This window comes from Joostella atrarenae, assembly GCF_021764745.1.
GTDB lineage: Bacteria > Bacteroidota > Bacteroidia > Flavobacteriales > Flavobacteriaceae > Galbibacter > Galbibacter atrarenae.
In genome coordinates, this window is record NZ_JAETXX010000001.1 from 614,546 (window position 1) to 639,520 (window position 24,975).

Genomic DNA, 24,975 nt, shown 5'->3' on the forward strand with positions numbered 1-24,975 from the left:
TTATGCTTTATAAGATTCCGCTTTCTGTATTTTCTGAATTAATTCAAATGAAAAAAGTTTGCTTTCCACTTGGGCATATTCGTAAATGGCAATTGCTTTGTCTGCTAGGTTGCGTTGGTTTTTATCTGTCTCAACTTCAATTATTTTCAGCAATAAATCTCCCAATTCCTCATAGTTCTCGAATGATAAATTTTGAGTATGAAGCTTTTCTAGCAGTATGTCAACATTTGTTTCTATAATAAACTTTAAAGATAGTAAGTATGCCTTTTCTAGCTGTTCGTCTACTTTTGGTCTTTGTTCTTTTTCCCATAAACTAGGAACGAATTCTATTTTTAATAAGCTCTCCAAAATGCGACTTAGACGCTCATTTTCTTCATCTTTTAATCCTTTACTAAGCATGATCTCTAAAGGTTATATTTTACTATTTATCAATAAAAACAAGTCTATTTGGCATTGATTTTATATTTTCTAGGCTTGTTATGTGTATTGCTTTATCAACATTATTTAAAAGATATGAGACTATTGTGTCTCGACATTTTAGAGGCTTACCTTCTTCATGTAAGTCTATAAACCAATTTCTTCCGACTTGATTATTATGTAAATCCATGGCCCTTTCTAAAGGACTATTTTTAAATGCATCTTCATGCCAATCGGTTATATATTTGGCCCAATCAATAGACTCTTCAATAGATTTCCCAGCTTCTATGCTATATAATGTAATAAGCATATTCCATAATGCATGGCGGAAAGCATTGCCAACATTGTTTTTATGATGGTCGTTTCCAAAATGCTCTGTTGTTATCCTAATACAATCTTTAGTAGCCTTTATAAAGCAATAGAAAAAGGTGAATTTCGTAATGGCAATACCGAAAAGCTTTATAAGTTGACTTATAGAAAGCGATTTTACAATGCCACGGAAATCCATTTACTTTTGCTCGTATTCTTTTACAGCTTCAATAAATGCCTTTGCATGATCTACAGGGATATGTGGTAAAATACCATGACCTAAATTCACTACATATTTATCTTTTCCAAACTCGTCTATCATCTCATGAACCATTTTTTTGATCGTTGGAATAGGAGATAATAACCTTGTAGGGTCAAAATTACCTTGTAAAGTAATGTTTCCGCCAGAAAGATAACGCGCATTTTTAGGAGAACATGTCCAATCTACACCAAGTGCCGAAGCTTTACTTTTTGCCATATCACCTAAAGCAAACCAACAACCCTTTCCAAAAACAATAACTTCTGTTTCGTCTGCAAGAGCTTCCACAATTTGATTCATATATTTCCAAGAGAATTCTTGGTAATCTACAGGAGAAAGCATTCCTCCCCAAGAGTCGAATATCTGTACGGCATTTACTCCATTTTTCACCTTTTCTTTAAGATAAAGAATGGTAGTGTCTGTAATTTTTTGAAGTAATGCATGTGCTGCTTCTGGTTGAGAGAAACAAAATCCTTTTGCGAGGTCAAAGTTTTTAGAACCTTGCCCTTGTACGGCATAACATAGAATAGTCCACGGAGAACCAGCAAAACCGATTAACGGAACTTCATCATTAAGCATTTCTTTGGTAAGCTTAATAGCATCCATTACATAACCTAATTCTTCATTAATATCTGGAACAATAACTTGCTCCACATCTTTAGCAGAACGGATAGGGTTTGGAAGCCACGGACCAACACCAGGTTTCATTTCTACGTCTATATTCATAGCTTGTGGAATTACTAGAATATCAGAAAATAGAATTGCAGCATCTGGCTTTACAATTCGGATTGGCTGTACTGTAATTTCTGCAGCCAATTCTGGAGTTCTACAACGTGTAAAGAAGTCGTATTTTTCTTTTAAAGCCATAAATTCTGGCAAATATCTCCCTGCTTGGCGCATCATCCATACTGGTGGTCTGCTTACAGTTTCTCCTTTTAATGCTTTTAAAAATAAATCGTTTTTTATCATGGTTTCAATGCTAAAGATGCTATTCTGTTACTTAAAATGTTTTATTACTTGTACAAGTACGTTTTCTACGGTTGTTCTATTGGCAGTAATAATATTATTGGTATGTTTTCTCGCTGCTGCTTCTGTTGTTTTTCCTAAGCAGAAAACAGTAGTGTCTTCAAATAAATTTCGCTGAGAATAACTTTCTACAGCGCTTGGACTAAAAAAAAGTACACCATCATAGGTGCGAAACATATTTTTAGAGGTTAATTGCGTTTCATAAACCTGAATTTCTTCTAGTTTAATATTGTTTTCTTTTAATAGTTTAGGTAATTCTTCTCTACGGATATTTCCGCAGAATAATGTAAAATCTTTTTCAGAATGAAAAGCTACAATTCTTTCTGCTAATAGTTGTGCTTGATAGGCTTTTTCTGCAACCGTAAACCCATGATGCTTAAGCAGGGCTTCCGTTTTATCGCCAACACAAAAACAGTTTTTAATAGTAATGTTATGATTTGCAACAGACTTTACTGCATTCTGACTAGTGAAAATAGCATTTTCTATTACTTGGGGACATTTAAAATCTTGTGATTCGATTTTGATAAAATCCTCCTCAATGCAATTTATTTCAGCTTCCTCTAAAATATTTCTTTGGGTTGTGGTAAGCTTTTTAGTGCTTAATATCTCTATCATATATCAAACTCATTTAGTCATTTCTTCTCCAAAACTAGAAATATCTTCGTTCCTACCAAAGACAATAAGGAGGTCGTCTTTCTGAATTTTGGTATTGTTATCTGGCAATCCGATTACTTCTTTTTTCTTCAACTGATTTCCTAAAAAATTCTTTTTATTGCAAGGTCTTATGATTGTAACAATCGTTAAATTATATTTTTTTCTGAACTCTAACTCTTGCAGTGTTTTATTTTGAAATGAATCGTTAACTTTTACTTCAGAAATAGAATATTCATCATCTAAATTGAAATTATCGAGTACATTTTTCAGGTTGATTTTTCCTGTAAGATTTGCTGCTGCTTCTTGCTCCGGATGAATTATATTTTCAATTCCCATTGCTTTTAAAACAGTATCGTGCACAGGAGATAGCGATCTACTGATAATTTTAGCTGATGTCTTATCTTTTAAAATTGCAGTAGTAATAATTGCGGCACCTTCATGTTCTCCGATGGCAACAATAGCTATGTGGGCATCTTTAAGCGGAAGAGCGTCGTAAGCAAGCTCGTTGGTAGCATCCAAACAGATGGCGTGGGCAATTTTATCTTTTAAGATATTTACCTTTTCCATTTTTAAGTCCACTCCAATAACTTCGTTACCAGACTCTGTGAGCTTTAAAGCTAGTGAGCTTCCAAAGTTTCCTAAACCAAAGATGATGATTTTCATATTAACATAAATTAGTTAATTAGTATATTTTCTTTTGGATATTCGTAGAACTGATTATTCATTTGCCTCAATACGCCGATAAGAATATTTAACATTCCTATTCGTCCAATAAACATCACTACTATTATAACAATTTTACTGGGCACACTTAATGTAGGTGTTAAATTTAGACTCAATCCTACCGTACTGTATGCAGAAAAAGACTCAAAAGCTATTGAAATAAGATCTCTCTCTGGCTCAAAGAACAGCAAAAGTAAAATAGCAGTTCCAATGGTAATTAGAGAGATGGAAAGAATAGCAAATGCACGATTTAATGTAGCGTTATCTATGCTTCGGGTACCAATCTCAATTTGTCTTTTGTTCGTTGCAACTGCAAATATATTTAGTGTTGCCAATGCAAAAGTTGTTGTTTTTATACCTCCAGCAGTAGAAGCTGGCGATCCTCCAATCCACATCAATAAAATTACAAAAAGTATAGAAGGCAGCGTTAAGTCGGCATAATTAATAGTATTAAATCCTGCTGTTCTAGGTGTAACCGATTGAAATGCCGTAGCAGTTATTTTACCAAATGTTGTATTGTGTTCAGCTAAAGTATTGGAGTTTTCATTAAAATAGAAAAACACAAACCCTGCGAGTAGCAATATAAGGGTAGTGCTGATTACAATTTTTGAATTTAATGTAATTACCCGTACTAAATTTGCTTTATTATTCCTGCTGATTAAATTTTTAAAATATGTTTTTATATAATTATAAATGTTGAAAACTATATTGTACCCCAATCCTCCGAAGATTATTAAAAGCATAATTACCCATTGAAAAGGATAATCGAAACGCAGGGTTTCATTAAATAATCCATCTGAAGCGTTCGAAAAACCAGCATTACAAAATGCTGAAATAGAATGGAAAATACTAAAGAATATAGGGTGGTCTATATTCGTAAAATCTTCAATAGAGGTGTAAATAAAAATAGCTCCTAAACCTTCTAAAGCGAAAGTAAAGAGCACGATATTCATTGCAAACTTTAAGGTATCTTTTAATGTTTCCGAAGCAACAAAATCTTTAACATAAAGGGTTTCCTTAAAAGAAGAACCTCCTTTAAAGAAATATGCAAAAAATGAGGTAAAAGTTAAAATACCCAAACCTCCTAATTGGATTAAAAACAAAATAACACCCTGCCCAAACACGGTAAAATCTGTTGAGGTATCCATAACTGCCAAGCCTGTAACGCAGACTGCACTCGTGGAAGTAAAGAAAGCATCTATAAAGTTTAACTCGCCTACGGTAGTTGCCTTTGGGAGCATTAATAGGAACGCTCCTATTAGGTCAAATATAAAAAAGCTACCTACAAATAAGATAGCTGGATTGAAATATAAGCTGTATAAATACCGTATTAATATGGTCAACCTCAAAGTGAGATAGAGTAATAGGGCGCCTTCTAGAAATGGTTTTATCTTAAAAAGATATTGCTCCAAAACATGTTCTGAAGCTACCACATAAACGCCTATACTTAAAAGCACTACAGAAGCAAAAATGGCAACGTATGTAAGGCTAATAAGTTTACGGGTTTTATCTTTCTGACTAAAATAGCGGTATAAATTGGTTGCTAACAGCGTTAAAATTAGTACGCTAACAATAATTAGCTTGTGAGTTCTAAATTTCTCGTACACAAAAAAGCCAAAATCAAATATGAGAAAACTAATGACTATGAAGTCAATAATTAAAAAAAATAGCCTTTGTGGACTTACTTTTTTCACAAGCTCAATTCTTTTTTAAGTTTTTTCATTATTTCTTCCCCTCCTTTGCTTAGAATCTCCTTAGCGCAAATAACGCCAAGATCATCGCAGTGTTCTATTAGGATTCTTTTTTCAATAGTAACTTTTTGTTTACCATCCAAAGAAAACAATCCACCAGTAAAGGTAAGGTAATCAATATCTATTTCTGCAATTGCTCCAATTGGAGCTGTACAGCCACCCTCTAAGGTACTTAAAAATTCTCTTTCAATTGTGGTGCAGATGTCCGTTTCATAATGATTGAGCTTTTTTAAGGCTTCACGACAGAAGTTGTCTTTCTCTAAGGCAACAACCAACATCGCTCCTTGTGCAGGAGCAGGAATCATCCAATCTAAAACCGTGTGATTTTTAGGCTTGAGATTTATTCTCTCTAAGCCAGCAGCAGCAAATACCGCCCCATCCCAATCGTTATTTTTTAATTTCTCTAAGCGCGTGTTTACGTTCCCACGAAGATCAACAACGTTATGTTTTGGGTATTTATTAAGCCATTGGGCTTTTCTTCGTAAACTTCCAGTTGCAATGGTTGCATTTTTATCTAGTTCCTTTGGAGTGTCTTTGTGTAATAATAAATCACGATTATTAGCACGCTCCAGAACAGCAGCTTTTACAATGCCTTGAGGTAATTTTGTAGGCACATCTTTCATGCTGTGTACAGCAATATCTACAGTGCCATTAAGCATAGCAACATCTAGCGTTTTTGTGAAAACACCAGTAATTCCTAATTCATGTAGTGGCTTGTCTAGGATAAGGTCGCCATCAGATTTTACAGGAATAATAATTGCTTCAAAACCATTTTTTTCTAAAAGGTCTTTTACGTGGTTAGCCTGCCATAGTGCCAATTCACTATCGCGAGTTCCAATTCTAATTACGTTGTTCATTTTGAAGTTTCTAATTGAAACACTTTTTTAATTAGTTCTATACTTTCGTCTGAGGTGTTCGAACTATCTTTTAAATGATTGGCGAAGTGTGTTGTTATCTTTTGAATGATACGATTACTGATGATTTCTGCCTGCTCGTCATTAAAATCATTAATTTTCTTACGTTGAAAATCAATTTCAGCATCTTTCATCGTTCTTAACTTCTTCTTCAAAGCTTTAATTGTGGGGGCAAATTTCCTTGTTTCTAACCAATGTTTAAAATCAGTTTCGACCTCTTTGATGATTACTTCCGCCTTAGGGATATATAATTCTCTCTTTTTAAGCGTATCATCAGTCATTTTTGATAACTGATCTAAATGTACTAAAGTTACATTTTTGTGGTCTTGCACATTAGAATCTACATTTTTGGGGATTGATAAGTCCAAAATTAGTAAATCTTTTGATGTATGGATAAGATCTTTTGTAATAGTTGGATTTTGTGCTCCAGTTCCTACAATTAGAATATCACTTTTTCGAATTTCTTCCTGTAAATCGCTATAATCTTTAACGATTAGGTTGAACTTTCCAGCAATCTTCTCTGCTTTATTTTTTGTTCTATTGATTAAAACAATATGTTCATTTTTGGTGTGCTTCACTAAATTCTCACAAGTATTCCTTCCAATTTTTCCCGTTCCAAATAATAAAATATTCTTATTTGATACATTTGGTACTTTGGCTAGAATATATTGAACAGAGGCAAAAGCTACAGAAGTAGCACCAGAAGAAATTTCAGTTTCATTTTTAATTCGTTTACTAGCCTGAATTACACAGTTACATAAACGCTCTAAAAAATGATTGGTAATTCCTTTTGCCTTCGAAGCAGCAAAACTTTGTTTAATCTGACTTATTATTTCGAAATCTCCGAGAATCTGACTGTCAAGACCTGTTCCTACTCTAAATAAATGCGAAATAGCATCGTTGTTTTTATAAACGTATCCTATTTTTTGAAACTCTTCAACGGTACCGTTAGAGTTTCCACAAAGTAATTGTATGAGTTGAAATGGGTGTTGAGCAAATCCGTAAATTTCTGTTCTATTACATGTAGAAGTTACGAGGATGCCGTCGATACCTGCCGATTTCGCCTGATCTAACAGTGCGTTCTTTGCAGTTTCATCTAAGCTAAATTTACCTCTTAATGCAGCATCAGCCTTTTTATAGCTAATACCAATGATGTAAAATGAACTATGTTTTGAAATGTTATAAGCTTCCATTCAGTTTTTTCTGATGTCGGGACAAATTTATATTTATTACTTTTATAAAAATAACGCTAGAAGAACTTTTTATGTCGCTTTAGGAAAAATACTCTGTTTTGATGAAACATCTCACAAAATGTCTTATTTTCGCAGTATATTAGGGTGTTGTGAAGATGTCTGTTTAGAACTGTTCTAAATAAAGAACGTAAATATGAGTTTCATTTAACGTTGAAAAAATAACGCTATAAGTGCTATGGAAGAAATAATTATTGAAGAAGGATTTACAGTATTGAAAATTCAAAATGAAGGAAATGACATTCAGCATATTACAAAAAATATTGACAGTAGTTTTCTTCAATTTCATTTTTGCTTGAAGGGAAGTTCTATTTTTAATTTTAATGAAGGGAGCTATGCTTTGGACTTAAAGGAGGAAGAAGCTTTAATACTTTACAATCCACAGCGAGATCTGCCGATTAACTTAGAATTAAACTCTAAAACGTGGCTTATTTCTATATTGATCCCTATTAAAAAGTTTCATTCTCTATTTTCTACGGAAGCAAATTACATTCACTTTTTAGATGAAGATAATATAGATAAGAAGTATTATAATACGACACAAATCACACCGATTATGTCTGTTGTACTTAGTCAGATAATGAATTATAACCTTCATAAATCCATAAAAAAATTATATCTCAAAGGAAAAGTATATGAGTTACTTGGACTTTATTTTAACAGACCTGAAGATGCAGATACAGAACAATGTCCTTTTTTAGTTGATGAAGATAATGTAAGACGCATCAGAAGAGCAAAAGATATTGTAATTGCAAGAATGGCAGAGCCACCATCTTTACAAGAACTTTCTGATGAAATTGGATTAAATTTAAAGCGTTTAAAAGAAGGCTTTAAACAAGTATATGGAGATTCTGTGTATAGTTTTTTATTCGATTATAAGATGGAGTGTTCACGAAAAATGCTTGAAACGGGCGAGCTAAACGTTAATGAAGTCGGATTAAAAGTTGGGTACAGCACCGCAAGTCATTTTATTGCTGCTTTTAAAAAGAAGTATGGCACTACTCCAAAAAAATATATAATGGCATTAAATCAATAAACCATAAAAACCAATAACCAACAATGAAAAACCTATTATTTACAGTTGTTTTAATTTCCCTTTTTGGATGTAAAGAGAATAATTCAGAAAAAGAAACAGTTACATTATCAGAATCATCACAAAGTGAAGAAGTTGTAGCTCAAGATCAAGTATTAGTATTTACAAAAACTGCTGGATTTCGTCATAAATCTATTGAGACAGGAGTAGCTTTAATTGAAAAATTAGGAGCTGAAAATGATTTTGAAGTAACACATACAGAAGATTCATTACAGTTTAACCTTGATAATCTAAAGAAATATAAGATGGTGATGTTTCTTTCCACTACAGAAGATGTTTTGGGGGAAGAGCAACAAGAAGCTTTTAAAAAATATATCCAAGGAGGAGGAAACTTTATGGGGATTCATGCTGCCACAGATACTGAGTTTGAATGGCCTTGGTACGGAAAACTAGTAGGAGCTTATTTTGTAAATCATCCAAGTGGAACTAGAGATGCAGCTATCAATGTTATAGATAGAAATCATATTTCTACAAAAGGATTGCCAGCGGTATGGAATAGAAAAGACGAATGGTATAATTTTAAAAATATAAATCCTGAGATGAATGTGCTGATGAAGCTCGACGAGTCTTCCTATGAAGGAGGAACAAATGGAGACAATCATCCAATAGCATGGTATCATGAGTTTGATGGCGGACGTGCTTTTTACACTGGTGGCGGGCACTCGATTGAGTCGTTCTCTGAGCCGCTATTTGTGGAGCATATTTTAGGAGGGATTTTTTATTGCCTAGAAAGAGAGTAGCATTAGATTTCTTTATACTACTATTGAAAGGTTAACGTTCAAAATGAAAAAGATTAGTAATCAAAATAGTAATTTTGCTAAATAATTTATTAAAGAATAATTAATGAAGGGAGTTTTATTGGTGAATTTAGGTTCTCCAGATTCTACAGATCCTAAGGATGTAAAGCGATATTTAGGTGAGTTCTTAATGGATGAGCGTGTTATAGATATGCCATTATGGTTGCGTACTTTTATCGTAAAAGGTATCATATTAAATACACGTCCTAAGAAATCGGCTGCAGCATACGAGAAAATTTGGTGGGAAGAAGGTTCTCCATTAATAGTACTTTCTGAACGTTTACAAGATAAAGTAGATGTACTTACTAGTGTGCCGGTTGCATTAGCTATGCGTTATGGAAATCCTTCTATAAAAAGCGGATTAGAAGCTTTAAAAAATGAAGGTGTAGATGAGGTTTTGTTAATTCCATTATATCCGCAATTTGCAATGGCAACTACAGAAACTATTTTGGTTTTAGCGGAGGAGATTCGTAAGAAGCATTTCCCAGAAATGCAGTTTACAAATGTGCCTGCCTTTTATAACCACCCAGATTATATTCGAGTTTTAGCGGAGTCTATTCAAGATGAATTAAAAGATAAAGATTGGGAACATGTATTGTTTTCATATCATGGAGTTCCAGAAAGACATATCAAAAAATCGGACATCACGAAGTCACATTGTAAAATAGACGGACAATGTTGTAAAACGGCATCTCCGGCTCATCAATTTTGTTACCGTCATCAATGTTATGAAACCACAAGGCAGGTAGCAGAATATTTAGATTTAAAAGAAGGTACATTTACAACTTCCTTTCAGTCGCGTTTAGGGATAGATCCTTGGTTAAAGCCATCTACGGATGCTACTATTAACAGTTTTCCTGAACAGGGAATTAAGAAATTAGCTGTTATTACCCCTGCTTTTGTTTCTGATTGCTTAGAAACATTAGAGGAGATAGGAATGGAAGCTCGCCATGAGTTCAAAGAAAATGGAGGAGAGCAGTTTCACTTGGTTCCTTGCTTAAATGATGATGAGGCGTGGGTAAAAGTGCTAGCGAGATGGGTTGATGAATGGGCAAAAAGTCCTGTACTGAAATAAACATATGTCGAAAGCATCTTCTAAAGAATTAGGAACAGATCCTATTGGGAAGCTTCTGGTAAAACAAGCAGTTCCTGCATCTATCGGAATTTTAGTAATGTCGCTGAATATTCTGGTAGATACTATTTTTGTAGGGAATTGGATTGGTTCTATAGCCATCGCCGCAATAAATGTGGTATTACCTGTTTCCTTTTTTATTGCCGCTTTAGGGATGGCAATCGGGATAGGAGGATCTTCGATTATCTCAAGAGCTTTAGGTGCCGAAAACAGACCAAAAGCTTTAAAAGTTTTTGGGAATCAAATAACGCTTACATTATTACTAACCTCCATTTTTGTAATTGGAGGTTTGTATTTTATAGATACTATTATTCCTAGTTTTGGAGGGAAAGGGGAGATCTTTGAGCCAGCAAAAATCTATTATAGAATAGTATTGTATGGAGTTCCTTTTCTGGCACTTTCTATGCTTGGTAATAATGTAATTAGAGCAGAGGGGAAACCCAAGTTTGCAATGGTAGCAATGATTATCCCTTCCCTTGGGAATCTAATTTTCGATTATCTTTTTATCAATGTTTTGGACTATGGGATGGAAGGTGCTGCATGGGCAACATCTGGGTCTTATATCTGTTGTTTTGTTTATATTGTTTGGTTTTTCTTATCTAAAAACTCCGAGTTGAAGATTAATTTTTCTCACTTCGGTTTAAATAAAAGTATTGTTAGTGAAATAGCTTCTTTAGGAGGGGTTACTTTGGCTAGACAAGCGGTGGTTAGTGTTACTTATTTATTTCTGAATAATATTTTGTTCGATCTTGGCGGAGCGTCATCGGTTACGGTTTATGCTATTATCGGGCGAATGCTAATGTTTGCATTGTTTCCTGTATTAGGAATTACCCAAGGTTTCTTACCGATTGCAGGTTATAATTATGGAGCAAAGAAATACCAACGTGTTCGAGAGTCTATTAATACTGCTATCAAGTATGCTATGATTTTGGGTTTTATGATCTTTATATTAATCATGATTTTCCCGGAAGAGATTGCTAATATTTTTACAAAAGATGGTGATGAAGCTCTCTCAAAAGCTCCAGGTGCCATGCGTTGGGTTTTTGCGGCAACACCAATTGTAGTAATTCAATTAATAGGCTCTGCTTACTTTCAAGCGATAGGGAAAGCAATACCAGCATTATTATTAACTTTAACACGACAGGGGTTTTTCTTTATTCCACTGATATTAATCCTTCCTAAATTTTATGGAGAATTGGGGGTTTGGATTTCATTTCCTATTGCAGATGTGTTATCAACCATTGTAGCAGGGTATTTTTTAAACAGAGAAATAAAAGCGACTATAAAGAAACCCGAAATAGCGAAAGTATGAGGGTATATTTAAATAAGATCTAAAATGGAATACTATAATTTTATAAAGGCATTACATCTAATCTTTGTAATCACTTGGTTTGCGGGGTTGTTTTATATACCGCGTTTGTTTGTATATCAAATTGAAGCTTCTGCTAAGCCTTCACCAGAAAAAGAAATTCTAGAGAAACAGTTAGGGTTAATGGCAAAGCGATTATGGTATATTATTACATGGCCATCAGCAATATTGGCTACTATTTTTGCAGTTTGGTTGCTAGTTTTATCTCCAGCTTGGTTACAGCAGGGTTGGATGCATGTAAAATTACTGTTCGTATTCTTACTTATTTTATATCATTTAAAAACGCATCAAATCTTCAAGCAATTACAAAATGGGGTGGTAAATTATACCTCCAAATTTATGCGTATTTGGAATGAAGGAGCTACAATCATTTTATTCTCTGTAGTCTTTTTGGTGATTCTTAAAGATAGTGTTAACTGGATTTATGGCTTGGTAGGAATCTTTGCCCTTGGAATCTTATTAATGCTAGGAATTAAACTTTACAAACGTATTCAAGATAAAAACCCTGACGCTTAGTTGTTCTCTTCTACTGTAGTTGTAGCTTCTATTTGATTCTCTTTAGCATCTTCTTCCACATCATCAATATGAATTAAAGCTTGTAGCATTAAATCGCTATCTTTTAATATCTGCTGATGTGCATTCTCGCCATATAATTGATCGGCTAGGGTGGCTTTTATGTATAGCTTTAGATTTTCTCTGTATGGGTTAAGGTCTATATTCAATCCATTATCATCAGCATAATACATAAATTCATCTACCATTTCTTCATCAATAACAACAGTATTAATAAAGTCGTCTTCAGAGATGTTTTTATACTTATTTCTGTGAGTATCTAAGTATTCAAAAGTATAAAAAGACATAAATCCAGAATCGAGCATGGTATTTACCCAAGCTTCCTCTTGTGTCCCTTCTAAAGGAACAAAAACATCTGGAATAATACCTCCACCTCCATAAACAATCTTACCTTTTGGAGTTTTAAAAACTAAAGAATCGGCTACCTTTATGCTGTCTGCAGAGCGTAACTCTCCATTTTCAAACCTTTTATAAAACTGTTGGTAGTAATCTTTAGTTCCATTTTCATAAGAACGCTGTATAGATCTCCCGGTTGGAGTGTAGTAACGAGAAACGGTAAGTCTTACTGAAGATCCATCTCCAAGGCTCATTTCACGTTGTACAAGTCCCTTTCCAAACGATCTCCTTCCAACTATTGTTCCGCGATCATTATCTTGAATTGCTCCTGCTACAATTTCGCTGGCAGAAGCAGACTTTTCATTAATTAAGATATAGATTTCACCATCCTCAAAGTCTCCTTTTCTAGAAGCGAATGCCTTTTGAATAGCGCCACTTTTATTTTTGGTGAAAAGTATCAGTTTATCGTCTTCCAAAAATTCATCAGCAATTTCTTCAGCAATACTTAGATATCCTCCAGGGTTGTTTCTTAAATCTAAAGCCAATTTGGTGATTCCTTTTTCCTGAAGTTCGTCTAAAGCACTTTTAAATTCACGATAAGTACTTTCAGCAAAACGATTTACTTTTATATATCCAAAGTCGTCCTCTATCATATAATAAGCATCCACACTTTTAAGCGGCACTTCTGCTCTTTTTATATTAAATGAAAGGATTTTATCTTCTGAAGGTCTGTAAACGGTAAGCTTTACATTTGTTTTATTATCTCCTTTTAAGGTATTTACCACCTGCTCACTGCTAATATTCTTACCGTATAAAGTATCATTATCAGCCATAAGAATTCTATCTCCAGCAAGTATTCCAGCCTTTATGCTTGGACCACCGGCAACGGGTCTTATAACAGCAAGGCTATCTTTATACATATAAAAGTTAACTCCAATCCCTACAAAATCACCCTTCATCGTTTCGGCAACCTTAGCAACTTGCTCTTTTGGAATGTATACAGAGTGTGGATCTAATTTATCTAAGATATTATTTACGGTAACGTCTACAATGCTATCGGTATTTACATCGTCTACATATTCGTAATCTATATAATCTATGAGTCTATTAAGTTTGTCTTTTTTAGAATTAGTAGAGAAAAGTAATTCCGGACTGTCATTAAAATTTAATTTTCCACCAATAAAAATACCAACAGCAAGAACTGAGGCAATAATTATAGGCCATAAATAATTTTTATTTTTGAGCATTTATTATTCTTCTAAATTTTCAAGATGTAGCAATTCTACGCCTGCTTTTTGTAAAAACTCCAATCCTTCGCAATCTTTGTAAGCACGACTGTAAACAACTCTTGTGATTCCTGCTTGGTGCACTAATTTGCTACACTCTTTACAGGGGGATAAGGTAATGTATAAGGTAGCGCCTTTACAGGATTGAGTAGAAGAAGCCACTTTTAAAATAGCATTTGCTTCAGCATGTAAAACATACCATTTTGTAAAATGCTCTTCATTTTCACATTCATTTTCAAATCCTGTTGGAGTACCATTATACCCGTCAGAAATAATCATTCTATCTTTTACAATAATAGCACCTACTTGTTTTCTTTTGCAATGAGATAATTTACCCCATTCTTGTGCCATTCTTAAATATGCCCTATCGTATCTTGCTTGCTTTTTTCCAGCCATAATATTATTGGAGTACAATGCCTTTTAGATACCTCCAAAAGGTATTTTTATTTGAAACAATTACCATAACCGATTCCTTAATTTGATTTAGAAAACTGATAATTGAGTGAAAAAATAAACCCTTATGTACTATTTAAGGGTGTTATATTATAAAAACGAAGATAACGGCTTTACTGCGTAATTACAACATGCAAGAAGTTAATTTTAATCTAATTAAATACGCATGAGCTCATTAGCATCGGGATTACAAATCCTACAACAATAGAGGAGATGACCATTACCCAATCTCGTTTGTTAAATCTAAATACCGACTGGCAGATAAATCCTAAAATTAGAACAATAAGGACTACAATAATCTGTGAGGCTTCTATTCCTAATGCAAATTCTAGTAACGGGAGTATCTTGTTGGAAGAACTGGCTACTATTTGCTTAAAGTATGTTGAAAATCCTAATCCGTGAATCAGTCCGAAAAATAAAGTAGTAAAAAATGTTAAACCGAATGTCTCCTTTTTTGCTCCCTTTCCAGCGGTGAAAATATTAAATACAGCAGTCACAAAAATAGTTACAGGAATTAAGCATTCTATAATACTTGAACTTATAGAAACTACCCCATAGGTAGCTAGAATTAGCGATAGCGTATGTCCAACTGTAAACATGGTTACTAGCCATAGTATTTTTTTCCAGTTAGAAAAAGTATAAGGCACTGTTAGCGCTATAAAAAATAGGATATGATCGTATGCATTAATATCTAATACATGCTCAAGTCCCAGCTTAAAGTAGAACCAAAATTGATCCATTGCGATTGGTTTAAGGGTTTTTTCAAATTTACAACTATTTTAAAAAGAGGAATCCTTTTTATAAAATCCTTGCCTAATTTAAATGATAAAATTCAGTAATTATCAGATCAAATTATTGCTTTTCAGCTAAATAAGTTAATTTATTTAAAATTAGTCTAAATTAATTTTGAAGTTTATATTCGATAAAATATATTTGACTTTTCAAACAAACAGGCTATTTCTAAGTGTTTACACTAAAATGGCACAAGATTTTATGATTCAACTAGCAAACATATGACCAAAAAGAAGAAGAAATACGGAATAAGGAAGTTTATAAACGATATTCACCTATGGTTAGGAATAGGAAGTGGGATCATATTATTTTTAGTTTGTTTGAGCGGAACTTTTCTGACATTTGAGCATGAGATAAAAGATATTTTTACTGAAAAAATGGTTGTTACTCCTAGCGGAGAGGCAAAATCTGTTTCAGAACTTACTGCTTTGATAAATGAAAGTGTAGAAGGAGAACTTACTCGTGTTACGTTGCCTGCTGAAGCAAATCAACCTTATGAGTTTACGGTAAAAACTAACCCGAAAGATCGAAGAGGGAGTGCTTTTTATGTGAATCCATATACCGCAGAAATTCTAAAAGCGCCAAAATCGAGTGCAGATGGGTTTATGATGTTTATGTTTCGTATGCACCGTTGGATAATGTTAGAAGTTCCTGTGGGAAGACCAATTGTTGGTATTGCTACTATTATATTTTTAATTCTTTCCGTTTCTGGTATTGTACTTTGGTTCCCTAAAAAGGTGAAATGGAAGAATATGAAGAGCGGTTTTAAAATTAAAACCAATGCTAACTGGAAGCGTGTTAATCACGATTTACATAATACATTAGGTTTCTATGCTTGTATTTTTATTGTCATTATGGGACTTACAGGGCTTTGCTGGTCTTTTGAAGGTTATAGAGATGGACTTAGCGCTGTAATAGGAACTAAAGTTTTTGGTAACCGTGGCGGAGGTCCTGCTATAGAAGTAAAAGCACAAGATTCTAAAACAATTACCTTAGAGGAAGCTGTTGCTATTACCAATAAGGAGTTTGATTTTGAAGGAGATACTAGAGTTTCTTTTCCAAGTAAAAAAAATAAATTTTATAGCATTAGTAAATACAATAAAAGCTCATTTTCTCCTGTAACAGCAGATGCTTTAACGCTAGATATTTACGGGAATGTACTTAAAAAAGAATACTTTAATGATAAGCCTCTTATTGTTAGAATTGCAAGTCTTATAAAGCCAATCCATACAGGGCAGATTTTTGGTTTGTTCTCACAGATACTATACTTTTTGGCTTGTTTAATTGCTACTAGTCTGCCAATAACAGGAACACTTATCTGGCTAAATAAAATGAAGAAAAAGAAAAAATAAACCACTTATATACAGTACCGGCCAGTGTATGGCATTTAATTGAAAGTGAAAAAGCGTGAGGGATTTCCTCACGCTTTTTGTATATATAAGGTTTATTTTTGAAGTTGAATAGACACCAATCACCTCTATTAGAAATACAAAGAGGGTATAATGTATCTTTGCTGAAAATATTTTCAAGATGGATAAACCAACACGGATATTAAATGCTGCCTTAAATGTTATAATAGAAGAGGGTTTGGAGCGTACTCCAATATCTAAAATTGCAGATAAGGCTGAAGTAGGGATAGGAGCCATTTATAAGTATTTTAAAAACAAGGAAGATATTATAAATGGAATTTATGTGAAGATTAAAGAGGAGGAGGCCGAAATGATATTTGTTAATAATGGTCATAACCCATCCGTAAAGGAAACGTTTTATGATTATTATGGTAGGATGATCGATTACTTCTTGCAGCACCCTATGAAGTTCAATTTTATTAGTCAATATGCTTTCTCTCCAATTGTAAATTCTGACACTCAGAAAAAGGCAATGTCAAGGTTCCATTATTTCGATGCGCTCTATGAAAAAGGACATACAGAAGGTTTATTTAAAGAAATAGAAGCATCGCATCTTACTTATTTTGTTTTTACATCCATTGCATATTGGTTAAAAGCAGCTAAAGAAATGAAGATTATTATCGATGATGAATACAAAAATGTATTGCTTCAAATGGCGTGGGATTCTATAAAAAAATAATTGTTTTTTATTTAACAATTACTGAATGAATATTCAGTCCTATAAGAGTAGTTTTGTTTAAAGTATAAACAAACAGATAGTTATGGGTAAGATTGAATTAAATAATAAAGTAGTTGTTGTTGCTGGTGGAGCTAAAAATCTTGGCGGATTAATAAGTCGAGAAATGGCAAAGAAGGGAGCGAAAATAGTCGTTCATTATCATAGTAATAAATCAAAATCTGATGCTGAAAATACTGTTAAAGATATAGTAGATAATGGGGGAGAAGCTTTTAGTATTCAAAGTGATCTAACAAAGGTTGAAAATGTAAAGCAGCTTTTTAAAGCGGCAAAAGATAAGTATGGTAGGGTAGATGTAGCTGTAAATACAGCGGGAATGGTATTAAAGAAACCATTTGTAGATACTACCGAAAGCGAATATGATACCATGTTCGATGTAAATTCCAAAGCAGCTTATTTATTTATTCAAGAGGCAGGAAAAAGCGTTGAAGACAACGGTAAGATTATCACAATTCTAACATCATTATTAGGAGCATATACAGGCTTGTACTCTACTTATGCTGGAGCAAAAGCGCCAGTGGAGCACTTTACAAGAGCAGCTTCCAAAGAGTTTGGAGGGCGTGGAATCTCTGTATAGGCAGTAGCACCTGGACCAATGGATACTCCTTTTTTCTACGGACAAGAAGGCGAAGATGCTGTAGCATATCATAAGTCTGCATCTGCATTGGGAGGATTAACACAGATAGAAGACATCGTTCCTATAGTTACATTTTTAGCTACTGATGGGTGGTGGATTACCGGACAGACCATTTTGGCAAACGGTGGTTATACAACAAAATAAGCATTTAGATACATTTAATTTATTAAAGGGGCAGCGATTTAATCCTGCCTCTTTTTGCGTTATAGTAATTATTAAGGAGTGTGATGCTTTATACCGATAAATACTAAAAGCTCAAAGCTTTAGGCATTATGCTGAAAAATTAGCAGTTTCACTAATTAGTAAATTAGACAGTATTCAAATTTTGTGTAAACAAAAATTTTGGATACTGTCTTCTTAATTGTCGTTTGGATTGTCATTTACAAGGATTTCTACTGAATCGCCCTTAATTTTCATAAGCACTATTTCTGGTGAATTCTCAGGCGTAACAACTACTTCCTTTTTCAACTCATTAGAAATAGCTTTTAGAAATCTTATAAGTTTATTATGGTCGTCAATGTTTTTAAATTCTCTAGGGTCAATGTCGTTTTCAATTTCTGAATTATCAAAGAAATGAGCATTAACTTGAATGTTGTCAGCTATAAAAATTTTTGCAGTTGAACATAGGTTATGATTTCCATCCCAATATTCCTGAATCACCGAAAAATCAATCTTAGATTCATCTTTATCTGACTTTCCGTTGTACCAATTAATTTTGAAATTCTGATTTACATATTTAGTCCAAACCTTCCAATCATTAGCGGAAGTTGAGTGGATATAAATATCTAGCCATCCACCTTCCCAAACGTAAATTTTATTCTTTAATTGATTCCATTTCATGTTTTTTTAAAAAGTGTATTTTTTTTGGAACCGGTCTTGATTATGGTGAGCTGTTTATTTTTTTCTTGACATATTTCGTAAATCTATTAATGCTTGTTCTGCATCTTTATTTTCAAAAGATAATAATGATTTTGAATTTATAATGATATATTTTTCGGTTGTACTATTGTCGCTTTTCATTTCGACTGAAATGTATTTAGTGTTCTTCAATTGAAAAGATGTTGGGTATCCAATCTTATCAAAGGAGTATGATTTTGGTTGCCTAAACTGTTTTTTTAGAATGATATTTTCTTCAATAATACGAGCATCACAAGTATAAATAAATAAGTATATAAGAGAACCAATTAATGCCAAAAAAATGATTCCAGCTATTGCCATTCCCATATTTAACTCTTGTTCTTTAGCGGCAAAAATTAAAATAGGAATCATAAATAAGGTTAATAGGCTTCCCGTATATAGCCCTACATTAGTCCAGTTAGACGATAGTTTAATTTCTTTTTGATTGTTCATTTCATTTCTTTCTTTTATAATTAAGCGTACCATCTTGGTTATGATTAGCACAACTTAATTTTTCGATTTATTATTTAATAAAACTTTTGACTTGAATTTAAATGTCCAGTATTAAAGTCAAGTCAAAAAAACTGTCAGTTTCTATGAGAATATACTAATTTTTGTACTTCAAATGCCGTTTAGTAGCTTTTTCCAGTTCCTTTGCTTATATAAATACCGCAATTTGCTCCATTGTAAAACATTTCTTTTTTTTATAAATTATCAAAATAAACAAATCATGCTTATTTTCTATAAATATAATCATTCAATTGGGAAACCGTTTACGGTAATCCGCATTAATAAGAAATAAAGTTTTTAAGCTTTAGGCATTATGCTGAAAAATTAGCAGTAAGGGAATAGATATTAGCAGTTTCACTAATTAGTAAATTAAAGCTAGAATGTATCTCGATACGTTCCAAATAGCTCCTGATACATGGTATGACGTATCCAGATACGTCTTTAATCTATATTTATACGTAGCATAACGTATCCCGATACGTTCCGAACCCCAAACTATACGTAGTATTACCTCTCCTGATACGTTCAGGACGTATAATTATACGTGGTATAACGTATCCAGATAGGTCCCATACCCCTCCGTATCCGTTGCTGTACGTATCCAAATACATTCGGAAGCCCTATAAATAGGTGTATTGACGTGTTCGGAGGTGTTTTTCACCCCTTCAGATGGGTTTTATACGTATGGAAAGGGGTGTTGGATGTATATTTTGGGGTTGTTTGGTGCTTTTTATGGGGAGAAATATCTAAAAATGGTGACATCCTCAGGGTGATTGTGATGAAAATATGCATAGAGAAACTGGATTAATGCATCTCATAGGAATCGTTGTTGATTAATTTTTCTTTTGATCAATCAGTGTTCTTAAGCTTGTTATCGGATTCAAATTTTCAATATTTGATTCGTCCAATTTAACCCAATCAATCCAGTCTATCCCCATCGTAATATCATACTCTCCGATTAAACCGTCCAATAAGATATAAACAGCATTTTTCGTTTGATTATTTCCGTCATAGTCACTAATGTTTAATTCAATTCCAAGTTTTCCATATTGTCCATCTATGTATCTAAAATAGATGTCCGAATAACCAATTTTAAAATCCCCATATTGAATATGAATGTCATCTCCTGGAATTCTTTGTCTGAAAGCATTGAATTGCCAATTCTTAATTTCAGGTGCTTTTTCTATTAATTTCTCAACAGTAGGAAAAAGATCTTTAATCCCTTCTGCAGAAACGGTAAATTCTCTAATTCCATTTTTGTAGATCGGACTAAACTCAAAAACTAAATCTTGATTAATTTTTTTTAATTCAGTCGATAATTCACTAAATATTCTTTCTCTTATTTCAAGATTTTCGATTTCATCGTAATATACTTTCTGGTTTTTAGCAAACCAATTCCAAAACTTGTCCTCTTTTGTTTGTTTGGTGAATAAAGAAAATCCCATTGATAAAATTATGATTAGTAATATGATTAAGTCCGAAGCCGTATTGTTTATAGGTCGTCTTCGCTATAGTTCTTTTTCAAATTCACTTTTATTTTCTTTGAACACTTCTAAAAGTTCTGGAATAAAATCTTTCCACATTGGATATTTTTCTCGGTTATTTTCATATTCAAGTACTTTTTTTTCTAATTGAGGAATGAAGATAAAGTGTTCTTGATTTGTATGGTAATTACGTAAATATTCAGCTCGTTCTTTATCATTTTGGATTTCCGCAACTCTAATCTCTCCTAAACGTACAAGACTTTCTATTACATAAACTTTCCAAGTTTGTATACCTTTTGACTCCATCTTCTTTTTTAGTTTATCTGTAAATAGATATGAAGAGCTTTCAATTTTTTCTTGATACGATTCAAGTTCTGAATTCACAAAAGAATGCCCAAATTCGTGTACAGTTAGTGTTATTGCTCTTGGTTTGTAGTCAAAGCCAAATTGGTTGTAGTCTTCATTATCTGAGTCAAAAGGAACTTGTACGTATGGACTCATAATTTCATAAACAATCTTGCTATTTTTATGTTCGACTGTTGCCCCAATTCCACGACCTTCATTATCTTCTATTGGCCAAATCATCATAGGACTTACCAACGCAATGTATTTTTCTCTGCTGTCTCCGTAGTAAAATTCCATAGCATCTGTAAACCCTTTTGGTATATGGGATTTAACTTCATTGATTGCACCATTATAAAAGTTGGCATTTCTCGTGTAAAAATCTTCAAGTTTTTCGGTATGGTAAAAACCGAAAAGTGATTGTAGATAATTGGAAATTAACTGCTCCAATTGTATTTTCGGTTCGCCTTTTAAATGTGTTTGTGAAAATTTGAATTTTGAAGGTTCTTTTTCAAGGTTGAATTCAGGTTGTTCTAATAAGATTCCCATCATAACATCATTTCCATATCCAAAACTGGCCAAAGTGTCGTTCAATTTAGCAGTTTTTATTGCAATTTCACTATTTGTTTTATCACCAAAATGAGCTAAAGCGTTTCCAACAATCGGCTGATATTCTTTACAGGTTTTTAATTTGTATTCTTCCCATTGCTTATTAGTTTTTCTATGATCAATAGAAATTAACTCGGCAAGAAAATATGTTTCTATATTTCTATTGAACTCAACGTTGAATTTATCGGTATTCTTTTCTATTTTGCAAGAAAGGAATGAGATTAAAATACCTAAAATCATTAGTTTTCGCATTACGTTTGCTTTTATGTTCTATTATGATAGACGCAAGTTTTTGTGAAATGGTTGTATGATGACAGAATTTTTTTAGATCTGGCACAGCAACCATAACAAACGCAATTGCGTTTATTTATCATAAATATAGTCATTCAAATAAGAAACCGTTTACGGTAATCCACATTAAGAAGAATTAAAGTTTTTTAAGCATAAAGCATAAAGCTTAAGGCATAAGGCCTAAGGCCTTAGGCTTTATGCAATAGGCTAAAATCTACATCCCGCGTTCCTTCTGGATCTGTTCATAGGCGCGTTGTACTTCTTTAAACTTTTCTTCGGCACCTTTTTTAATAGCCTCATCGTTGGTACGGACTTTATCGGGGTGGTATTTTTTTACCATCTGTCGGTATGCAGCTTTTACATCGGCATTACTTGCCTCTTTCCTTACCTCAAGAATTTTATAAGCATTATCTGCAGACTCAATAAACATAGCCATAATACTTTCAAAATCTCTGTAATGCACTTTTAGGTATCCTGCAATTTCTCGGATCTTTAAAGTCTCCGATTCTGTAACAGCACCATCTGCTTTTGCTATTCCGAAGAGAAAATGTAGCAATTGTACACGTACTTCATAACGGGTACGCTGGTTTAAATAGGTGCAAATCCGCTCTGTAGAAATCTCTCTCTTTTTAATAACTTCATTAAAAGTTCTAAAAATAGCATTTGCCTTTTCTTTACCATAAGTAGACACAAAGTAGGCACGTACATATTGGAGCTCGTTATCGTTTACCTTTCCATCTGCTTTAATAACAATAGAACATAGCGAGAGTAAATTAAGTTCGAAATCTGCAGGAGATACTTCTCTACGGTCATTAAAAACGGTATCTACACTAATTCCGCCTCTTCTAAAGCTATCAATTACATTTCCTACTATAAAACCAATAATAGCCCCTGGGAACCTTAAAAAAAAGTATCCGGCAAAGGCAAGAATCCATTTAAACATAGTTTATTTTTTTCCCAAAAGGGGTTGTTTATAACGCAGTGCGTTTAAAAAAGTTTATTTATCTGTTTGTATACTTTTTGGGGTTTTATATCCGCACAAGTATTTAAAATAGAGTTCAAATATAAGTTTAATTTGTTTTTGAGTAAAGGAGATGCGCTTCATTGTTTATATTTAAAAGGAATCTTATTATTTTAGAGGATTGCTTTTTAATGAGATAGTCTAAAAAGTGTATGTTTTTCTTTACCTTTGCGACTTAGTATTATAACTGAAATAAAAACCTTAAAATATAGCGATATGTATCCAGCAGAATTAGTAAAGCCAATGAAAGAAGACCTTGTTGTTGCAGGTTTTCAAGAGTTACATACAATTGAAGATGTAGATGCTGCCATGAAAAAAGGAGGAACTACTCTTGTGGTAGTAAACTCTGTTTGTGGTTGTGCAGCTGCAAATGCAAGACCAGGAGCTAAAATGAGCTTAAAAAATGCAAAGACACCAGATAATTTATTTACTGTTTTTGCAGGTTTCGATAAAGAGGCTACAGATAAAGCAAGAGAGTATATGCTTCCATTTCCTCCATCTTCACCATGTATGGCGTTGTTTAAAGATGGTGAATTAGTGCATATGTTAGAAAGACACCATATTGAAGGTCGTCCTGCAGAAATTATAGCAGACAACCTTACAGAAGCTTATAACGAGAATTGCTAAGAATTAATAATTGTTTGATGCAATTTAAGAGTAAAAAGACCACGTTTATACGTGGTTTTTTTATTTTTGCTGAAGACTATTAAATCATAATTTTGGAAGAACGAATATTATTTATTTGTACTGGAAATTATTACCGAAGTAGATTTGCAGAAATGCTATTTGATCACTTAGCAGAAAAGGAAGGCCTGCCGTATAATTCATATTCTAAGGGATTGCGATTATCAAAACGGAATAAAGGACCGCTTTCTGTGTATACAACAGCGTATTTAAAAGATCATAATATAGATTCTTCTTATTTACTTAGAATGCCGATTCCAGTGTCTAGGCAAGATTTTGATTATTATGATCGTATCATTGCAATGGATGAAAAGGAGCATCGCCAACTGATGAAACAGTTTTTTCCGGAGCAAGCAAATAAGATAGAATACTGGTCTTTTGCAGATGATTATATTGAGGATCCTAAACTTGTATTACCAAAACTAGAAACCAAGGTTCGTGATTTTGTAAACCAATTAAAAAAATAATTTATTTCTATAACTTAAGATGAGAAAGATTCTTGCATACCCACTTACGGTAATATATTTACTCGTTTTCGGACTTTTCTTAGTGATTTTTCACCCTATTCAATGGATTTGCTTTAATGTATTTGGGTATCAAGCCCATAAAAAGAGTGTAGATGTGCTCAACTTCTTTTTAACATACTCTCTTTTATTATTGGGGGATAATGTAATTTTTAGAAATCCCCATAAAATAGCTACAGATAGACCTTGTATTATCGTTGCGAATCATCAAAGTATGTATGATATCTCTCCGATTATTTGGCATATGCGTAAACACCACCCTAAGTTTATTAGTAAAAAGGAATTAGGAAAGGGGATTCCAAGTATTTCATATAATTTAAGACATGGAGGTTCTGCTTTAATAGATAGAAAAGATAGAGAACAAGCTTTAAAAGCAATTATAAATCTTGCTAATTATGCTAAAGATAATAACCGATCGGTAGTTATTTTTCCTGAAGGTACTCGTAGTAGAGACGGAAAACCAAAGCCTTTTCAAACGGGAGGATTAAAGATTCTACTTAAGAAAATGCCAGATGCGCAAGTAGTTCCTATCTCTATTAATAACTCCTGGAAAACACTACGCTATGGTAAATTCCCAATGGGAATCGGTTCTAGTATTACTTTTGATGTACATGAGCCAATGGGAGCTAGAGATCTTCCTGCTGAAGAACTGATTGCCAAAATTGAAACTACCATAAGTAGCAGCATAAAATACTAA

Annotated in this window: 26 protein-coding genes and 1 pseudogene; 11 read left to right on the forward strand and 16 right to left on the reverse strand. The window is 33.3% G+C overall.

Going from position 1 to position 24,975, the window contains the following annotated elements; translation table 11 throughout:
- From JM658_RS02690 to hemA, 8 genes are all read right to left on the reverse strand, one after another.
- Positions 1-399, reverse strand: a complete 399-nt coding sequence (locus JM658_RS02690) for a hypothetical protein (protein WP_236957682.1) — start codon at positions 397-399, stop codon at positions 1-3.
- Between the two features lie 22 nt (positions 400-421).
- Entirely contained in the window at positions 422-925 is a 504-nt protein-coding gene (locus JM658_RS02695; protein ID WP_236957683.1) for a DUF6973 domain-containing protein, read from the reverse strand.
- The gene (gene hemE / locus JM658_RS02700) at positions 926-1,954 is read right to left on the reverse strand and encodes a uroporphyrinogen decarboxylase (RefSeq protein WP_236957684.1); all 1,029 of its coding nucleotides are present in this window, start codon (positions 1,952-1,954) and stop codon (positions 926-928) included.
- Between the two features lie 27 nt (positions 1,955-1,981).
- Positions 1,982-2,626 carry a uroporphyrinogen-III synthase gene (locus JM658_RS02705; RefSeq protein WP_236957685.1) on the reverse strand — a complete coding sequence of 215 codons (645 nt, stop codon included), beginning with the start codon at positions 2,624-2,626 and terminating at the stop codon, positions 1,982-1,984.
- A gap of 9 nt (positions 2,627-2,635) precedes the next feature.
- A complete protein-coding gene (locus tag JM658_RS02710; protein WP_236957686.1) occupies positions 2,636-3,328 on the reverse strand; it encodes a potassium channel family protein in 693 nt (230 codons plus the stop codon).
- 11 nt (positions 3,329-3,339) lie between these two features.
- Positions 3,340-4,995, reverse strand: a complete 1,656-nt coding sequence (locus JM658_RS02715) for a TrkH family potassium uptake protein (protein WP_236957687.1) — start codon at positions 4,993-4,995, stop codon at positions 3,340-3,342.
- Between the two features lie 83 nt (positions 4,996-5,078).
- Complete coding sequence (gene hemC, locus JM658_RS02720) at positions 5,079-5,996, reverse strand: hydroxymethylbilane synthase (RefSeq protein WP_236957688.1); 918 nt, start codon at positions 5,994-5,996, stop codon at positions 5,079-5,081.
- Complete coding sequence (gene hemA, locus JM658_RS02725; protein ID WP_236957689.1) at positions 5,993-7,246, reverse strand: glutamyl-tRNA reductase; 1,254 nt, start codon at positions 7,244-7,246, stop codon at positions 5,993-5,995. Before hemA ends, hemC begins: the two co-directional genes overlap by 4 nt.
- 235 nt (positions 7,247-7,481) lie before the next feature.
- Here hemA and JM658_RS02730 point away from each other — a divergent pair, with 235 nt between their 5' ends.
- From JM658_RS02730 to JM658_RS02750, 5 genes are all read left to right on the forward strand, one after another.
- The gene (locus tag JM658_RS02730; RefSeq protein WP_236957690.1) at positions 7,482-8,339 is read left to right on the forward strand and encodes an AraC family transcriptional regulator; all 858 of its coding nucleotides are present in this window, start codon (positions 7,482-7,484) and stop codon (positions 8,337-8,339) included.
- Positions 8,340-8,362: 23 nt separating this feature from the next.
- On the forward strand, positions 8,363-9,136 hold the full coding sequence (locus JM658_RS02735; RefSeq protein WP_236957691.1) for a ThuA domain-containing protein: 774 nt from the start codon (positions 8,363-8,365) through the stop codon (positions 9,134-9,136).
- A gap of 103 nt (positions 9,137-9,239) precedes the next feature.
- The gene (gene hemH / locus JM658_RS02740) at positions 9,240-10,268 is read left to right on the forward strand and encodes a ferrochelatase (RefSeq protein ID WP_236957692.1); all 1,029 of its coding nucleotides are present in this window, start codon (positions 9,240-9,242) and stop codon (positions 10,266-10,268) included.
- A gap of 4 nt (positions 10,269-10,272) precedes the next feature.
- Entirely contained in the window at positions 10,273-11,637 is a 1,365-nt protein-coding gene (locus JM658_RS02745) for an MATE family efflux transporter (protein ID WP_236957693.1), read from the forward strand.
- A 24-nt stretch (positions 11,638-11,661) separates the two neighbouring features.
- Positions 11,662-12,210: a CopD family protein gene (locus tag JM658_RS02750; protein ID WP_236957694.1), complete on the forward strand. Its 549-nt coding sequence runs from the start codon at positions 11,662-11,664 to the stop codon at positions 12,208-12,210.
- Here the strand turns inward: JM658_RS02750 and JM658_RS02755 are convergent.
- From JM658_RS02755 to JM658_RS02765, 3 genes are all read right to left on the reverse strand, one after another.
- A complete protein-coding gene (locus tag JM658_RS02755; protein WP_236957695.1) occupies positions 12,207-13,850 on the reverse strand; it encodes a S41 family peptidase in 1,644 nt (547 codons plus the stop codon). The genes JM658_RS02750 and JM658_RS02755 overlap by 4 nt on opposite strands.
- A 3-nt stretch (positions 13,851-13,853) precedes the next feature.
- A complete protein-coding gene (locus tag JM658_RS02760) occupies positions 13,854-14,285 on the reverse strand; it encodes a deoxycytidylate deaminase (RefSeq protein WP_236957696.1) in 432 nt (143 codons plus the stop codon).
- A gap of 209 nt (positions 14,286-14,494) precedes the next feature.
- Positions 14,495-15,082: a HupE/UreJ family protein gene (locus JM658_RS02765; protein ID WP_236957697.1), complete on the reverse strand. Its 588-nt coding sequence runs from the start codon at positions 15,080-15,082 to the stop codon at positions 14,495-14,497.
- A gap of 273 nt (positions 15,083-15,355) precedes the next feature.
- Here JM658_RS02765 and JM658_RS02770 point away from each other — a divergent pair, with 273 nt between their 5' ends.
- The 3 genes and pseudogenes from JM658_RS02770 to JM658_RS02780 all read left to right on the forward strand — a co-directional run bounded on the left by JM658_RS02770 (position 15,356) and on the right by JM658_RS02780 (position 18,060).
- Positions 15,356-16,486, forward strand: a complete 1,131-nt coding sequence (locus JM658_RS02770; RefSeq protein ID WP_236957698.1) for a PepSY-associated TM helix domain-containing protein — start codon at positions 15,356-15,358, stop codon at positions 16,484-16,486.
- A gap of 178 nt (positions 16,487-16,664) precedes the next feature.
- The gene (locus tag JM658_RS02775; protein WP_236957699.1) at positions 16,665-17,222 is read left to right on the forward strand and encodes a TetR/AcrR family transcriptional regulator; all 558 of its coding nucleotides are present in this window, start codon (positions 16,665-16,667) and stop codon (positions 17,220-17,222) included.
- An 82-nt stretch (positions 17,223-17,304) separates the two neighbouring features.
- Positions 17,305-18,060: pseudogene (locus tag JM658_RS02780) on the forward strand (SDR family oxidoreductase).
- A 213-nt stretch (positions 18,061-18,273) separates the two neighbouring features.
- Here JM658_RS02780 and JM658_RS02785 read toward each other — a convergent pair.
- The 5 genes from JM658_RS02785 to JM658_RS02805 all read right to left on the reverse strand — a co-directional run bounded on the left by JM658_RS02785 (position 18,274) and on the right by JM658_RS02805 (position 22,992).
- Positions 18,274-18,756, reverse strand: coding sequence for a hypothetical protein (locus tag JM658_RS02785; RefSeq protein WP_236957700.1), 483 nt, complete (start codon positions 18,754-18,756; stop codon positions 18,274-18,276).
- Positions 18,757-18,810: 54 nt separating this feature from the next.
- Complete coding sequence (locus tag JM658_RS02790) at positions 18,811-19,266, reverse strand: hypothetical protein (RefSeq protein ID WP_236957701.1); 456 nt, start codon at positions 19,264-19,266, stop codon at positions 18,811-18,813.
- Positions 19,267-20,156: 890 nt separating this feature from the next.
- A complete protein-coding gene (locus JM658_RS02795; RefSeq protein WP_236957702.1) occupies positions 20,157-20,768 on the reverse strand; it encodes a hypothetical protein in 612 nt (203 codons plus the stop codon).
- A 63-nt stretch (positions 20,769-20,831) separates the two neighbouring features.
- Positions 20,832-22,010, reverse strand: a complete 1,179-nt coding sequence (locus JM658_RS02800; RefSeq protein ID WP_236957703.1) for a DUF4932 domain-containing protein — start codon at positions 22,008-22,010, stop codon at positions 20,832-20,834.
- Positions 22,011-22,263: 253 nt separating this feature from the next.
- Positions 22,264-22,992 carry a tellurite resistance TerB family protein gene (locus JM658_RS02805; RefSeq protein ID WP_236957704.1) on the reverse strand — a complete coding sequence of 243 codons (729 nt, stop codon included), beginning with the start codon at positions 22,990-22,992 and terminating at the stop codon, positions 22,264-22,266.
- A gap of 294 nt (positions 22,993-23,286) precedes the next feature.
- Between JM658_RS02805 and JM658_RS02810 the strand changes: the two genes are divergently transcribed.
- The 3 genes from JM658_RS02810 to JM658_RS02820 all read left to right on the forward strand — a co-directional run bounded on the left by JM658_RS02810 (position 23,287) and on the right by JM658_RS02820 (position 24,975).
- Entirely contained in the window at positions 23,287-23,697 is a 411-nt protein-coding gene (locus JM658_RS02810) for a BrxA/BrxB family bacilliredoxin (RefSeq protein WP_236957705.1), read from the forward strand.
- Positions 23,698-23,789: 92 nt separating this feature from the next.
- Entirely contained in the window at positions 23,790-24,221 is a 432-nt protein-coding gene (locus JM658_RS02815; RefSeq protein WP_236957706.1) for an arsenate-mycothiol transferase ArsC, read from the forward strand.
- 19 nt (positions 24,222-24,240) lie between these two features.
- A complete protein-coding gene (locus JM658_RS02820) occupies positions 24,241-24,975 on the forward strand; it encodes a lysophospholipid acyltransferase family protein (RefSeq protein WP_236957707.1) in 735 nt (244 codons plus the stop codon).